Origin of the sequence: Chryseobacterium artocarpi (assembly GCF_001684975.1) — a bacterium.
Lineage (GTDB): Bacteria > Bacteroidota > Bacteroidia > Flavobacteriales > Weeksellaceae > Chryseobacterium > Chryseobacterium artocarpi.
Genome location: NZ_MAYH01000001.1, coordinates 599113 through 612530, shown reverse-complemented (window position 1 = coordinate 612530; position 13418 = coordinate 599113). Strand labels below are relative to the sequence as shown.

Sequence of the window (13418 nt, the reverse complement as noted above, 5' to 3'; positions counted from 1 at the left end):
TTGGAGTGGAATTTCTTCTTACATGATAAGGAAAATAGAAAACCTCACTGAAAATCAGTAAGGCATTCTATTATTCTATAGGACATTCAAATTTTAGGTTAAAACATCATCATTCTCTTCTTCATGATCGTCCGCATTATCACTTAGACTCCAATAGTTATTTTCTTCATCCTCCTCTCCTATTTCCTCCATATCATCATCTTCATCCGCACCAGGAATATCTAATCCCTTATCTAATTTATCTTCATCAATATCCTCGTCAAAGATGGGATTTCCGTCTCCATCAAGCGAGATATGTTTTTCTCTTTTAAATATATCTTCGTTAGGGTCATAATCCATGCGTTGCAATCTTTTGTTTTGTTCATTAATATTGTTTTCCGGTACCATGATATTTGGGTTTTAAGGTTTATATATTGAGAACAAAAATAATTCCAACTTATTATGAATGCTCAGCATAAACTTCAGGATTGGCACAATATGGCATTTTGTCGCCATTTGAAAAGGCAACAATATTTTCTGCAGCAAGCCTAGCCATACCCTCTCTTGCCTCAATGGTAGCAGAACCTATATGAGGTAACACGCAGACATCAGACAGCTCCAAAAGAGGACTATCTGCTGACATAGGTTCCGGATTGGTAACATCCAGACCTGCACCCCAAATTTTTCGTTCAGTCAAGGCTCTATATAAATCCTGTTCGTTTTGAAAACCTCCTCTCGCTGTATTAATAAAGATTGCATTAGGGTTCATTTTTTCAAATACAGAATAATTGAAAAGATCTTTATGTTCGGGAGTGAAATTAGCATGAATACTTAATACATCTGAATTTCTGATCAGCTCATCAAAAGAAACATACTTCGCACCAAGCTCTGTTTCTGCTTCCTCATTATGACTACGGTTATGATAAATGATCTCCATATCAAACGCTTTTCTACATTTTTCAGCCATTTGATACCCAATTCTTCCCAAACCGAAAATACCAAGTGTCTTTCCATACAGTTCCTGTCCTAAAGCATGCAATGGATCAAATGCTCCCCAATTTCCTTCTTTTACTTTTTGAAAGTTATAACTTGCTCGTCTTGCCACCGATTGCATTAATAAAAAAGCGACATCGGAAGTAGCTCTACTCAACACCTCCGGTGTATTTCCTATAGGAATATTCCTTTGATTGGCTTCTTGAATATCTACATGATCAAAACCTACGGAATATAATGCTATTGCTTTAATATTCGGGCACACATCAAAGAATGCTTTGTCATATTTAAAATCACCACCAATACTTAAAATTGTATCTGTATTTTGGCAGTATTTTATCCATTCTTCATAAGATAAATTCTCATTTTCAGGAAGTATGATCTGTAATCCTGCTTGCTTTAGTATTTCAACTCCTACTTCAGGAATTCTTTTATTGATAAAAACCTTCATATTATATATTGAGTTTAAAATAAAAACCTCACTTGCCAGAAGTAAGGTTCTTTAACTTTAATATTAAAAACTATTTCTTTTCATCCCAATGTTTCTCATTGTTCTCCCAAGCCTCAGAAGCCATATCCTGAATTTCTTCCCAAACATCTTTTGCTGACTTCTGAGCTTGTGTCATAAATCCCTGTTTGGTAGCTTCCTGATTCTTACTTTTCATATCATTCATGTAATCTTTCACCTGTTGAGAATAGCTTTCTACGCTGTATCCCGGATTATTGTGCAGGTTTTTCTGAACATTACTAAAATCATGTGAAGCTTTGAATCTGTTTGTGTCCATAATCATAAGATTTTAAGTGGTTTGTCTTTGAAAGAGTCCAATTTCTATTCCGAAGCAGAACTAAAATTTATTAAAAAATATTAAATTATGTGAACATATTTTTTGCAATAAATACACAAATTATTCAAGAATTATTTTAATTATAAATTATACTTTGGCGGTTATAAAAAGAGAACAGATCTAAAGTATCAACTCCTTATCTGGGTATTATTTTTTATAATCCAGAGTTTTGTTTTCTATTGATTTGTATTCCCCAGCATCGGAACAAATTTATAAGCTCCGAACTCTTCTTTTTCAAATTCTGTAGGACCTACTTTTGTAAATCTGTAAAGAACCTGTTCATCTGTAGGACCTAATGGAATCACCATTTTTCCGCCTACTCTTAATTGTTTTAAAAGTTCTGTAGGTAAGGTTCCGGCACCACAGGTAACAATGATTTTATCAAAAGGAGCAAAAGTCGGAAGCCCGGCAAACCCGTCTCCAAAACTTTGGAATTTCGGATATAACCCAAGTTCTCTTAATTTATTTTTGGAAAAGTCAAACAAATCCTTCTGTCTTTCTACTGTGAATACATGAGCTTTCATTGCCAATAAAACAGCGGTTTGATATCCACATCCTGTTCCGATTTCCAATACTCTTTCTCCAGCTTTCACCTGCAACAATTCAGACTGCTCCGCCACCGTTGAAGGGTGTGAAATTGTTTGATGCGCCATAATAGGAAATGCCCTGTCTTCATAGGCAAAATCCTCAAAAATACTTTCAATGAAAAGGTGTCTCGGAATTTCATTCATTGCCGAAAGTACATTTTCATCCGAAATCCCGATTCTATATCGGAGATATTCTACTAAATTCTTTCTCTTTCCTTTATGTACAAACGAATCCTGCATGTGACAAAAGTAAGAAATTAGATTTGAGATTTCATGGATTACAGAAAAGAATTATCCACAAAAAGCCAATTTCTGCCTTCAGGAATCTAACTTCTTTCTTATCTTTACAAAAATTTAATACAGCTATGTTAAAAGCAGGTTTGGTAGGTGCCGGACACTTGGGAAAGATACACTTAAAACTTCTTAATCAGTCAGATAGATATGAGTTTGTAGGTTTCCATGATAAAGATGTTGAAAACGGAAAGAAATTAGAAGCCGAATTCGGTTATAAATATTTTGAAAATTTTGATGAATTATTGGAGCAGATCGATATGCTTGATATTGTTACTCCTACCGTTTATCATTATGATTATGCCTTAAAAGCAATTGAAAAAGGGTTGCATTTCTTTATTGAAAAACCGGTTACCCAAACACTGGAACAAGCAGAGGAAATCCTTCGTCTGTGCCAGGAAAATGGTATTAAAGCACAGGTAGGACACGTTGAAAGATACAATCCTGCCTTTATTGCGACAAAAGAATACATCAACAATCCTATGTTCATCGAGATTCACAGGCTGGCAGAGTTTAATCCTCGTGGTACAGATGTTTCTGTGGTATTGGATCTTATGATTCACGATCTTGATATTTTATTGAGTATTGCTAAATCTAAAGTGAAAAACATTCATGCAAGCGGGGTTTGTGTAGTAAGTAAGACACCGGATATTGCCAATGCAAGAATTGAATTTGAGAACGGATGTGTTGCTAATCTTACAACTTCCAGAATATCTATGAAGGCAATGAGAAAAAGCAGATTCTTCCAGAAAGACGCTTATATCTCTGTAGATTTTCTTGAAAAGAAAGCAGAAGTAATCAAAATGAAGGATGCCCCTGAAAATCCGACTCCATTTGATATGATCATTGAAAATGCTGAGGGAGAGAAGAACCAGATTCTGTTTGAATATCCGAATATTCAGCCTAATAACGCCATTCTTGATGAATTGAATTCATTCGCGGATGCCATTACAGGTGATAAAAATGTAGAGGTTTCTCTTGAGGACGGAACTGAAGCATTGAAAGTTGCATTAGAAATTATGAAGCTTATCAGCTAAATGAAAATAAAGACTGCAATACTATCATTCGCAGTCCTCACAATGCTATCTTGTAATCAGAAAAAAATGGTTACGAGATAGATTGTGAGTTTAATAAAAAACAAGATGCTTCCTAATAGTTTGTGTCAGATTTCCAAATGATCAATATGAAAATTGTGAGGAGATTGAGATGAACAGGCTTATTGAAAAAAAGTTTGGCAAAAAATTTATTGATTCTTTACGATACATCGCAAAACAGACTTTCATTAAAAGTCATCCGGAAGAAGTTTTTTCTTTTGAATACTGTGATGAATTTTCCAAATATCCCAATTCAACAATAAATAATCAGTTTGATAAGATGCAGGACGATTATTTATCAAAATATCCTACTCCTCAAAGAATATATCAGGAAAAACGAAAAGTATTATTCTTTCACTTCAGCGAATTTCATTCTTACTAAAGACGGAAAAATTAAAGATTTATCAATAGAAAGCGAATTTCAAAACAAAAAAAACAATATATTTGAAAAACAATTCAATAAACAATTGAAAGAATTTGTTTTACATACGCAATGGATTCCCGGCAAAATAAGCAGTCTGAATGTAGACTCTTATTATGACGTTACTATCCATTATAATTAAACTCTAAAAAAATTCCCCTTTACTATTTAAAATCAAAATAATTATGAAAAGAGTCATTCTATTATCCGCTTTATTATTGTCTCAATTTGGGACATCACAATTATTAAAGACTTCTGGAAAGAAAATCGTTAATGATAGAGGTGAAAATGTTCAGTTAAGAGGTCTTGGCTTAGGAGGATGGATGCTTCAGGAAGGATATATGCTGAAAACAGCTGATTTTGCCGGACCACAATACAAAATCAAGGAAAAGATTGCTGAACTGATTGGAGAAGACGGAATGAATAACTTTTATAAAGCTTATCTGAAAAATGGTATTACTAAACAGGATATTGACTTTCTGGCAAAAGCAGGCTTCAATTCTATAAGGCTTCCGATGCATTATAACCTGTATACACTTCCCATTGAAAAAGAGCCAACAAAGGGTAAAAATACATGGCTGGAAGAAGGCTTTAAAATGACAGATGACCTTCTTCAATGGTGTGCTGATAATAAAATATATCTGATTCTTGATCTGCATGCGGCTCCTGGAGGTCAGGGAAATGATGTCAATATTTCTGATAATGATAAATCCAAACCATCACTTTGGGAAAACGAAGAAAATCAGAAAAAAACGATTGCTCTATGGAAAAAACTAGCGGAACGTTATAAAGACAGCCCTTGGATCGGTGGTTATGACCTCATCAATGAACCGAATATCAATTTTACAGGGAAGAATCCAAACGGAACAGATGAAATGTCTAATGCTCCTCTTTGGAAATTGCAGAAGGATATCACAGCAGCAATCCGTGAAGTGGATCAAAAACATATTATTTTCATTGAAGGAAACGGATGGGGAAATAATTATAATGGATTAATTCCTATCTGGGACAACAATATGGCGTTCAGCTTTCATAAATACTGGAACTATAATGATGAACCAACGATAAAGGCAGCACTGGACCTTAGGGAAAAGTATAATATGCCCATCTGGCTTGGTGAAACCGGAGAAAACTCCAACGTCTGGTTTACAGAACTGATACAACTTTTGGATCAACATAATATTGGCTACGCATTCTGGCCGATGAAAAAGATCGATAATATAGCTGGAATCACCAATGTAAAAACCACACCAGAATATGAAAAACTTCTGGAATATTGGAAAAACGGAGGTGAAAAACCGTCGAAAGAATATGCCACTAAAGCTTTGATGCAAATTGCTGATCATTATAAATTCAATAATGTAGAAATTAAAAATGATGTTATTGATGCCATGTTCAGACAGGTGACGGATGGTTCTACAAAACCATTTAAAAATCATCAGATCCCCGGGAAAATATTTGCAACAGAGTATGATCTTGGAAGAATAGGTTCTGCATATCAGGATAAGGATTTCATTAATCTTTGGGTAAGTGACCCTGCAAAAAGGTCTGAATGGAATTCCGGACAACAGATGAGAAACGATGGTGTAGATATTTATCAATGTAATGATAAGGTAACCAATCAATATTATGTTGGAAAAACTGAATCTGGCGAATGGCTTCAGTATACTTTTACCACAAAATCAGCTAAGAATTATAGTTTTGATATCAGATATTCTTCATCTAAAGATTCAAAAATAAGAATTGAAACAGCTTCAGGGAAAAACTTAGCGACAGTTTCTCTACCTTCTACAGGAGGAAATGAAAATTGGAAAACCGTTTCTGCAAAGAATATTAATCTTCAGAAAGGAGAAAATAAAATCAGAATTATTTTTGAAAATGACGGAGTGAACCTGAATTATTTTGAGATAAAGTAGTTTTGGGAATACACTTAACAATATTCTTACGATTACAAAAAATGGTACAGGAATCATCACTTTGCCCAATAGCAAGCATCGCACAAATACCTAATTTACAAATAATTACATAACATCTAAAACCATAAACTGCAAAATATTTTCAGATATTTCGAAGACAGTCTGGGATTATTTTAATAAATAAAATATTAAGCTTAATTTTAGCGCGGAGAATTGTATCGGTTCTTTGTATTTGTCAATATGAAAAAAGTACTATCAGCTGGGGCTTTATTTTGCTTCGCACTCTTCTTTTCACAGAAGAATCAAAACTATTTAAAGATCAGCTATGCAAGTGTATGTTGTGGTCCTGCCTCTGAAAAACCTGTCATCAGTTATCTTAAAGAGTTTAAAAGGAAAAATCAGATCAGAAGTCTGGAAATTTTAATGCAAAAAGGGCTGGGAAAAGAAGGTGAATTCAATATATATGTAGGAACAGATTTTCTTTCGATCAATCAAAGAAGTCGTTTGATACGAGGACTGAATGCTGCTGTTTCCAACCAAAACAATGGCAGGAAACAGGAAAGCAACGGTATGTTACATTTTGATTCTGCGGATATTGCTCATCAACAGGATCTTGTCAACGCAAAAAATTTAACTATCTATAAAAAATAAAGGAAAAATGATCAAAAACATTGTAGTTATCGGAGCTGGAACCATGGGAAATGGTATTGCGCACACTTTCGCACAAAGCGGTTTCAAAGTAAATCTTGTAGATGTGTCTCAGGAAGCTTTGGACAGAGGATTGAAAACCATTACTACGAACCTTGACAGAATCATTGCAAAAGGAAATCTTACAGAGGAACAAAAAGCGGAAACATTAGGAAATATTACGACTTTCACAGCTCTTAATGATGCTGTAGGAGCTGCTGACCTGATTGTAGAAGCTGCGACTGAGAATCTTGATCTTAAATTAAAGATCTTCGGTCAGATGGACGAGTTGGCACCTGCCGGATGTATTCTTGCAACCAATACTTCTTCTATTTCCATTACTAAAATTGCTGCAGCTACAAAAAGAGCTGATAAAGTAATCGGAATGCATTTTATGAACCCGGTTCCCATCATGAAGCTTGTAGAAATCATCAAAGGATATTCTACTTCTAAGGAAACTTTTGATTCTATTTACGAAATGAGTAAGACTTTAGGTAAAGTTCCTGTGGAAGTGAACGATTACCCAGGTTTCGTTGCAAACAGAATCTTAATGCCGATGATCAATGAATCTATCGAAACGCTTTACAATGGAGTTGCTGGTGTAGAGGAAATTGATACGGTAATGAAATTAGGTATGGCTCATCCAATGGGACCACTTCAATTGGCTGACTTCATTGGTCTTGATGTATGTCTTGCTATTCTTAATGTAATGTACGACGGTTTCAAAAATCCTAAGTATGCTCCAAACCCGCTATTGGTAAATATGGTAACTGCAGGAAAACTGGGAGTAAAATCAGGAGAAGGTTTCTACGACTATTCTGAAAGCAAAAAAGCTGAAAAAGTATCAAAAATGTTTTTGAAATAATTCGTCAGATTATGAGTTGTGGGTTATAAGTCCTAAATTTGGGTTCTCAACCTTTATTGATACTTAATAACTATAACTTTGATGAAAATTAAAGAAAAAAACATTCAAATATTATTGGTCATCATTACTTTAGTGATGACCATTTTTCGTTTTTTACTCAATGAAAAAGGAAGGGTAAATCCGGATTCTATCCGATATATGAGATTTGCTCACGGATTACCTGTCATTGACAATACGACAACTCCCTTAGGCTATCCTGCTGCTATAAAATTCTTCACCTATTTTGGTTTTGATGAGTTCTGGAGCAGTAAAGTTATTGGTATTCTTGCCTGCCTTTTTATTGTTTTATTTGCCTGGAAAAAGAAATTCTATTTCAGGGAATCTATTGTTTTATGCAGTTTATTCAGCTTCTTATCTGTTTTTGCTTTTACGATGAGTGAGGCATTGATCCTACCTTTTGTTTTTCTCTTTTTATACGCTGCATCATTGGTTATCAATGGAAAGCTATCAGGCTGGAAAGCTGTTTTTTACCTTTCTCTGTCTTTGATTTTGCTTTATAATATAAGATACAGCGCTCTTTTTATCATCGGAGGAACGGGCTTGTACGGACTTATTTTCTGGAAGAGAAAGTATGGACTTTCCTTTATCATTTCGGCAGCTATTGGAATGGTTTTCATTGTTTTGTACAAATTCTTATTCATTGATTATTTTAATAAAGAATATGTGCAACATTTCCTGGAGATGGGACTTCATACGACTCCCGAGCTATTGGTAGAATTATTTCAAGGATTATGTACCACTTTTAATCCTTTTATTCATATGGCGAATCCTGCGGGAGGAATTATCAACTATGGAATCTACGGAATTGGGCTTATGAATATTCTTTTCATGACTTTCCTTTTTATAAAACAGAAACTTTCAGATAGTGACTATTTTAACATTTTCATAGGTGTTTCCGGGATTGTATGCTCTTATTTCATACAATATTTCTACTCTATAACGCCGATGGATTATAGATTATTGGCTCCTTTTAGCTTTCCTATATGGTTGGTTTATTTTAAGAAGCTATTTGAACTGTTTAATACCAAAGCTTATGTAATCGGTATTTTAAGTTTAATGTCCGGTATGCTTTTCACCTGGTTATCAAAAGGTAATTATTTGGAAAACAGAAAAATGATTACAAAATATTTAAAAGAAGAAGGTCTTGATAAAGTTCCATTGAAGTTTTATATTGTAGAGGAAGAAGATCTGGATAAAATACAGATGGCTGAGTTGATAAGTACGGTAAATCCTCAGATAAGTCTCACATTCAAGCCACAGGATACTTTACATAAAACAACACTTACAAGCTATAAAGTTTTACAAAAAGTTAAGATCGACAAGAACAAATATCAATAATTTTATTATCTTTGATTTAAAGTTAAAACATTAAAAAAATGAAATTACCAAAGTTTTTATTAGCAGATAATTCGGAGTTTCCAGAGGATCTATTCGTAGTACACACTGAATATCCAAGATTCATCTTAAACGTTGAAGAAGAGGAAGTTGAGTGGCTAGACGATTTAGAAGGAGATGACGAGGAAACTATGGCAGACGAAGCTACAAAGGTGGTAGAAGCAGCATTCAAATGGTGCGATGAAGAGTTGGCTAAGTACGACGAAGAAGAGGAAGATTAATAACACTCTAAACATAAAAAAGGAACTCAAATTGAGTTCCTTTTGTTTTTTATTCTGATTTATTGAATTTCAATAGTAAAAGATTGTCTTTATAAAGCTCTAAAGTGGTTCCGGAAATCACATATTTATTTGCTTTTCCCATCATATCCATAAAGTTCTGCTCTACCCCAATGTTATTACACATCATTTTTGTAGATCCCATTTGTCCAGCTGTAAAGCCACCTGTAGAAGGGTCTATTTGAGCTGTTCCGAAATAGTTATTACATCCTGCATTTCCAGTAATTTTTTCTCCTTCAATATTCAATGTCGGAACTTTTCCTTTAACATTGTCAGCCAATGTCCATTTAGTATTGGCAAGAGCCGGCTGAGCCTTTCCTACTTTCGAGGCAGATGGGCTGGTCATGGATCCACATGAAGCCAATACCGCTGCTGTACATATACTTAAAAAAAGATTTTTCATTTTTTTCTTTTTGAATTAATCCAAATTTACGGATTTTATATTATTTAAACGGGTTGCGGTGAATTTTATTATTCTTTAACAGTTCTTTTTAAACACAAATAACACTAATATTTTCATAAATATCACAATCCTTTCATTACGAATGAAACGCAGCAATCTCAACTTTGAAATATAATTTTAATAAGTTGGGAAACGCGAAGACGCAAGATTTTTTCAATAATTGGGCAAAAAGACGCAAGGATTTTATCTCCGATAAAATGGAATGATGCAAATATATTCTATAATTGCCGCGAATACACAGATGAAATATTATAACTCAAAAGCCTATGAAACTATGTGGTTAAATATTTTTATTACATCAACCTTGTAATGGAAAGGTTATTTGAAAACTGCATATTTCTTGCCGTAAATCTTTGATTTACTTGCGCCTTAATAAACAGTTAGCATGATAATTCTTTGTGCCTTTGCGTAATCCAACTATAGAACTTTTTAAACACAAATGACACTAATACTTGCACAAATATCACAATCCTTTCATTACGAATAAAGCGCGCAATCTCAACTTTGAAATATAATTTTAATAAGTTGGGAAACGCTAAGATGCAAATTCATTTTTAATGATTGAAAAAAAGACGCAAGGATTTTATCTCCGATAAAATGGTATGATGCAAATTTATTCTATAATTGCCACGAACACAGATGAAATATTATAACTCTAAAAGCCTATGAAACTATGTGGTTAAATATTTTTATCACATAAATTTTGTAACGGAGAGGTTATTTGAAAGTGTATTCTTTGCTTTGAATCTTTGATTCACTTGCGTTTAAAAAATAACTAACATGATAATTCTTTGCGCCTTTGTGTAATTCCAAATTAAAATACCTCGTAAGGTTTTCTAAACAAAAAAACGGACTTAAAAAAGTCCGTTTCTATATATTTTTCAATCTTTTATATTAAGATCTTAATTCTGCGTTGAATTCTTTCTGGAAAGATTTGATTAAAGAATCCATTACTTCTGTAATTTCCTTTTCTTCCAGTGTTTTCTCTTCGTTTAACAGTTCGAAGCTCATCGCGTAAGACTTCTTGCCTTCAGGTAAATTTTTCCCTTCATAAACGTCGAATAAATTAATACTCTTAATGAATGGAGATTTATTTTTCTTCGCAGTCTGATATAAATCCTGATAATTTACACTCTTATCAATCAATAAAGCTAAGTCCCTTCTGATCTTGTTGAATTTAGGAATATCCTTAAACTTCAATTCGTTTTTAGAACGTAATTCCTGAGCAAATTCAAGTTCGATTTCTGCATAGAAACAATCCTGATCAATATCAAAATCCTTTAAAAGAGCCGGAGCTACTTTACCGATTCTTACTAGTGTTTTTCCTTCTGCTTCATAAGCTAATGCATCGGAGAATCTGTCGTCAGATAAAGCTACTTCTTTGTAATCAACAGCTAATCTCTCCAATAATACCTTAACATATGCTTTCAGATTATAAAAACTTACAGCGGATTTAGGTTGTAACCAGTTTTCAGCAACATCTCTTCCTGAAACGATGATAGCCAATTGTTTTCTTTCTTCGTACTTATCTTTTTTATGGTAGATTTTTCCGAATTCAAAGAATTTAATATCTTGATTTTTTCTGTTGATGTTATATACCGTATTCTGAAGAAGTCCTTCCAATAAAGACTTTCTCATAAATGCAAGGTCACCACTTAAAGGATTTAAAAGTTTTACAGCATCTGTTTCATCTTTTACAGAAGTTAATGAATTGTTCATTACCTCATTGAATCCAAGACTTTGTAAACCTCTTGCCCAGCTGTTTTCCAATTCATCCTGGTCGTTTGCACTTAGCTTAACCGGAGTGAAAGAAATCTTCTGCGGAGCATCAATTTTATTGTAACCATAGATTCTTAAAATCTCTTCGATAACATCGATTTCTCTTGTCACATCAGCTCTGTAAGCGGGTACAGAGATTTCAAACCCGTTAGGAATTTCATTTAAAACCTGAATTTCCAAAGCTTTTAAGATCTCTTTTACTTTTTCTCTGTGAATTTTTGTTCCTAAAATCTGCTCGATCTTAGAGAATCTTAAAATCACATAGCTATCCTCAATTTTCTTAGGATATTCTTCCAACAACTCTCCCACTAACTTTCCTTCTGCTATTTCCTGGATCATTTTAATGGCGTGAGTAATTGCTGTTCTTGTAATATTTGGATCAACACCTCTTTCAAATCTGAAAGATGCATCGGTATTTAAGTTGTGAAGTTTCGCCCCTTTTCTTACCGCAATAGGGTTAAAGTAAGCACTTTCTAAAAATACAGTCTTTGTAGTTTCAGAAACTCCTGAATCTGCACCTCCGAAAACTCCGGCAATACACATTGGATTGTCCTGACCATCTTTAATCATGATTTCAGTACCGTTCAATGTTCTTTCAACACCGTCTAAAGTGGTGAATTTCGTTCCCGGCTTTACAACGCCTACTTTCACTTTTTTATCTGCGATTTTATCTGCATCAAATGCGTGAAGCGGCTGTCCGTATCCATGAAGAATATAGTTTGTAATGTCTACTACATTATTGATTGGGCTTAATCCGATAGCTTTCAATCTGTCTTTTAACCAAGATGGAGATTCTGCTACCTTTACATCTTCAATAACGGCTCCAATATATCTTGGGCATAGTTCAGCATCCTCAATTTCAAGTTTGAAATCATGAGAACCTTCATTATTTAGAGCTTCAGAAGCTACTTTATTGAATTTTGACTTGAGTTGATTTGTAGAAAGGTAAGCATGCAGATCTCTTGCAACACCATAGTGAGACATTGCATCGGTTCTGTTTGGCGTTAAACCAATTTCGAAAACCTCATCGTTTGTTAATTCAAAATAATCAGCAAAGTTTTTTCCTACTTCATATTTCGTTTCATCCAAAACCATGATTCCGCCATGATCTTCACTAAGACCAAGCTCATCTTCTGCACAAATCATTCCTTGAGAAACCTCACCTCTGATTTTTGCTTCTTTAATTTCAAAAAAGTTTCCTGTTTTATCATAGATTTTTGTTCCAACAACCGCTACAGGTACAGTTTGCCCTGCATCTACGTTAGGAGCTCCGCAAACAATGTTCAACACTTTTCCGTTTCCTACGTCTACTGTTGTCTTCTTCAGTTTATCGGCATTAGGATGTTTTTCGCAGGTTAAAACTTTACCTACAACAATTCCTTCCAGGCTGCCTCTTACACTTTCAAATTTATCTATCCCTTCAACTTCAAGACCTATATCTGTAAGGAATTCACCGATTCTTTCAGTTTTCAATTCCGTTGTCACAAAGTCCTTCAGCCAGTTGTTTGATATTTTCATTTGCTTATCTATCTACTTGTTTAATTCGTCAAACGAAACTTTGGGTCTCACTTGCACTATTTTGAAATTTTTGTTTGAATTCCCTGCTAGTTATTTAGCCGGTTTTTCGCGGTACAAATGTCGTGTTTTTTTGAGAAATACAGAAATTTCAAAGCGATTTTAAGATAAATAATTTTGTTTTTTTTCTCTTATATGGATTGAATAAATCACTTTACAGCATGCTTCTCTAATAATTTTAATATATGAT

The 13418-nt window shown here is 34.1% G+C and carries 13 protein-coding genes; 7 read left to right on the top strand and 6 right to left on the bottom strand.

All coding sequences use genetic code 11. The features are described from left to right. Positions 1-93: 93 nt before the first annotated feature. The 4 genes from BBI01_RS02590 to BBI01_RS02575 form a co-directional block, all read right to left on the bottom strand. The gene (locus BBI01_RS02590; protein WP_065393117.1) at positions 94-387 is read right to left on the bottom strand and encodes a hypothetical protein; all 294 of its coding nucleotides are present in this window, start codon (positions 385-387) and stop codon (positions 94-96) included. A 52-nt stretch (positions 388-439) separates the two neighbouring features. Beyond that, positions 440-1423 (bottom strand): 2-hydroxyacid dehydrogenase, encoded by a 984-nt coding sequence (locus tag BBI01_RS02585; RefSeq protein WP_065393116.1) that lies wholly within the window; start codon positions 1421-1423, stop codon positions 440-442. 70 nt (positions 1424-1493) lie between these two features. Beyond that, positions 1494-1757, bottom strand: a complete 264-nt coding sequence (locus BBI01_RS02580; protein ID WP_065393344.1) for a prevent-host-death protein — start codon at positions 1755-1757, stop codon at positions 1494-1496. 236 nt (positions 1758-1993) lie between these two features. Next, positions 1994-2644, bottom strand: coding sequence for a protein-L-isoaspartate(D-aspartate) O-methyltransferase (locus tag BBI01_RS02575; RefSeq protein ID WP_065393115.1), 651 nt, complete (start codon positions 2642-2644; stop codon positions 1994-1996). A gap of 125 nt (positions 2645-2769) precedes the next feature. Between BBI01_RS02575 and BBI01_RS02570 the strand changes: the two genes are divergently transcribed. The 7 genes from BBI01_RS02570 to BBI01_RS02540 all read left to right on the top strand — a co-directional run bounded on the left by BBI01_RS02570 (position 2770) and on the right by BBI01_RS02540 (position 9354). Next, positions 2770-3732 carry a Gfo/Idh/MocA family protein gene (locus BBI01_RS02570; protein WP_065393114.1) on the top strand — a complete coding sequence of 321 codons (963 nt, stop codon included), beginning with the start codon at positions 2770-2772 and terminating at the stop codon, positions 3730-3732. A gap of 169 nt (positions 3733-3901) precedes the next feature. Next, a complete protein-coding gene (locus tag BBI01_RS02565) occupies positions 3902-4171 on the top strand; it encodes a hypothetical protein (protein WP_065393113.1) in 270 nt (89 codons plus the stop codon). Between the two features lie 224 nt (positions 4172-4395). After that, positions 4396-6126, top strand: coding sequence for a cellulase family glycosylhydrolase (locus BBI01_RS02560; RefSeq protein WP_065393112.1), 1731 nt, complete (start codon positions 4396-4398; stop codon positions 6124-6126). Positions 6127-6366: 240 nt separating this feature from the next. Further along, positions 6367-6777 carry a hypothetical protein gene (locus BBI01_RS02555; protein WP_065393111.1) on the top strand — a complete coding sequence of 137 codons (411 nt, stop codon included), beginning with the start codon at positions 6367-6369 and terminating at the stop codon, positions 6775-6777. Positions 6778-6787: 10 nt separating this feature from the next. Then, positions 6788-7678 (top strand): 3-hydroxybutyryl-CoA dehydrogenase, encoded by an 891-nt coding sequence (locus BBI01_RS02550; RefSeq protein ID WP_185114339.1) that lies wholly within the window; start codon positions 6788-6790, stop codon positions 7676-7678. An 81-nt stretch (positions 7679-7759) separates the two neighbouring features. Next, positions 7760-9076, top strand: coding sequence for a hypothetical protein (locus tag BBI01_RS02545; RefSeq protein ID WP_065393109.1), 1317 nt, complete (start codon positions 7760-7762; stop codon positions 9074-9076). A gap of 38 nt (positions 9077-9114) precedes the next feature. Next, entirely contained in the window at positions 9115-9354 is a 240-nt protein-coding gene (locus tag BBI01_RS02540; protein WP_002977986.1) for a DUF8828 family protein, read from the top strand. Between the two features lie 49 nt (positions 9355-9403). Here BBI01_RS02540 and BBI01_RS02535 read toward each other — a convergent pair whose 3' ends face one another. After that, a complete protein-coding gene (locus BBI01_RS02535; RefSeq protein ID WP_065393108.1) occupies positions 9404-9814 on the bottom strand; it encodes an META domain-containing protein in 411 nt (136 codons plus the stop codon). 954 nt (positions 9815-10768) lie between these two features. After that, positions 10769-13171, bottom strand: coding sequence for a phenylalanine--tRNA ligase subunit beta (gene pheT / locus BBI01_RS02530; RefSeq protein ID WP_065393107.1), 2403 nt, complete (start codon positions 13169-13171; stop codon positions 10769-10771). Positions 13172-13418 lie beyond the last annotated feature (247 nt).